Raw genomic sequence first — 2,215 nt, forward strand, 5'->3', positions numbered from 1 at the left:
AGTACGGCCTCATCGACGAGATCATCTCCGCCGCATCGGGCGTTCCGGGCGGCGGCGGCACCGGCGCCTGAGCGCCGGCCGCTCCCTCCCGGCCACCCCCGTTCGCGCAGCACCCGCGAATCGCCCCGCAGAACGCCACCAGGACGGTGAACACCCATATGAGCAACAACTCCGCGAGCGGCCTCTACACCGGCCCGCAGCTGGACAACCGCTATGTCGTCCCCCGTTTCGTCGAGCGCACCTCCCAGGGCGTGCGCGAGTACGACCCGTACGCGAAACTGTTCGAGGAGCGCATCATCTTCCTCGGCGTGCAGATCGACGACGCCTCCGCCAACGACGTCATGGCCCAGCTGCTGTGCCTGGAGTCGATGGACCCCGACCGTGACATCTCGATCTACATCAACAGCCCCGGTGGCTCCTTCACCGCGCTGACCGCGATCTACGACACGATGCAGTTCGTGAAGCCCGACATCCAGACGGTCTGCATGGGCCAGGCGGCCTCCGCCGCGGCCGTGCTGCTCGCCGCCGGCACCCCCGGCAAGCGGATGGCGCTGCCGCACACCCGGGTGCTGATCCACCAGCCGTCCTCGCAGACCGGCCGTGAGCAGCTCTCCGACCTGGAGATCGCCGCCAGGGAGATCCTGCGGATGCGCGAGCAGCTGGAGGAGATGCTCGCCAAGCACTCCACCACGCCGATCGAGAAGGTCCGCGACGACATCGAGCGCGACAAGATCCTGACCGCCGAGGAGGCCCTGGCGTACGGTCTGGTCGACCAGATCGTCTCGACCCGCAAGACCACCGCAGCGGCAGCCGCCTGACCGGTGCGTAACCCTTGGCGCGGTACACGACAATGTGAACCGCGCCAAGGGGGGCCCGAACGAGGGCCCCGGCAAGGTACCGTCGGATATGAGGCACCAGGAGCAGGCTGAACCAAGCCGCTCCCAGGCGAAGGGGAAGCACCTCGTGGCACGCATCGGTGATGGCGGCGACCTGCTCAAGTGCTCGTTCTGCGGAAAGAGCCAGAAGCAGGTGAAGAAGCTCATCGCAGGCCCCGGGGTGTACATCTGCGACGAGTGCATCGACCTCTGCAACGAGATCATCGAAGAGGAGCTGGCGGAGACCTCCGAAGTGCGGTGGGAGGAACTGCCCAAACCGCGCGAGATCTACGAGTTCCTGGAGGGGTACGTCGTCGGGCAGGAGCCCGCGAAGAAGGCCCTCTCCGTCGCGGTCTACAACCACTACAAGCGCGTCCAGGCCGGGGAGACCGGGGGTACCCAGGGCCGGGACGACGGCATCGAGCTGTCCAAGTCCAATATCCTCCTGCTGGGTCCCACGGGCTCCGGCAAGACCCTGTTGGCCCAGACACTGGCCCGGATGCTCAATGTCCCCTTCGCCATCGCCGACGCCACCGCGCTCACCGAGGCGGGCTATGTCGGCGAGGACGTCGAGAACATTCTGCTGAAGCTGATTCAGGCGGCCGACTACGACGTCAAGAAGGCCGAGACCGGGATCATCTACATCGACGAGATCGACAAGGTCGCCCGTAAGAGCGAAAATCCGTCGATCACCCGCGATGTGTCCGGCGAGGGCGTCCAGCAGGCGCTGCTGAAGATCCTGGAGGGCACCACCGCCTCCGTACCGCCCCAGGGCGGACGCAAACACCCGCACCAGGAATTCATCCAGATCGACACGACGAATGTGCTGTTCATCGTGGGCGGCGCCTTCGCCGGACTGGAGAAGATCATCGAGTCGCGGGCGGGCGCGAAGGGCATCGGCTTCGGCGCCACGATCCGCTCCAAGCGCGAGATCGAGGCGAGCAACCAGTTCCAGGAGGTCATGCCGGAGGACCTGGTGAAGTTCGGGATGATCCCCGAGTTCATCGGCCGCCTTCCCGTCATCACCTCCGTCCACAACCTCGACCGCGAAGCCCTGCTGAAGATCCTGATGGAGCCGCGCAACGCGCTGGTGAAGCAGTACCAGCGCCTCTTCGAACTCGACGGCGTCGAGCTGGACTTCGACCGGCCGTCCCTGGAGGCCATCGCCGACCAGGCGATCCTGCGCGGCACCGGCGCCCGTGGACTGCGCGCCATCATGGAGGAGGTCCTCCAGTCGGTGATGTACGAGGTGCCCTCGCGCAAGGACGTCGCCCGGGTCGTCATCACGGCGGACGTGGTGCGCGACAACGTCAACCCGACGCTGGTGCCCAGGATCGTGA

2 protein-coding genes and 1 pseudogene are annotated in these 2,215 nt (G+C 66.4%); all 3 read left to right on the forward strand.

The genetic code is table 11. The features are described 5' to 3' along the window. Positions 1–71 (forward strand): annotated as a pseudogene (locus ACWF94_RS39155) (ATP-dependent Clp protease proteolytic subunit); the annotation flags it as partial. An 87-nt stretch (positions 72–158) separates the two neighbouring features. Next, positions 159–818: an ATP-dependent Clp protease proteolytic subunit gene (locus tag ACWF94_RS39160; RefSeq protein WP_453499854.1), complete on the forward strand. Its 660-nt coding sequence runs from the start codon at positions 159–161 to the stop codon at positions 816–818. A 145-nt stretch (positions 819–963) separates the two neighbouring features. Next, positions 964–2,215: ATP-dependent Clp protease ATP-binding subunit ClpX (clpX, locus tag ACWF94_RS39165; RefSeq protein ID WP_453499856.1), on the forward strand; the 1,252-nt coding region annotated here is incomplete at its 3' end.

It is taken from the genome of Streptomyces sp. NPDC055078, from assembly GCF_053607985.1.

Bases quoted from the DNA above. Each gene is read 5' to 3' on its own strand.
- ACWF94_RS39160 (WP_453499854.1), top strand. From the start codon at position 159: ATGAGCAACAACTCCGCGAGCGGCCTCTACACCGGCCCGCAGCTGGAC.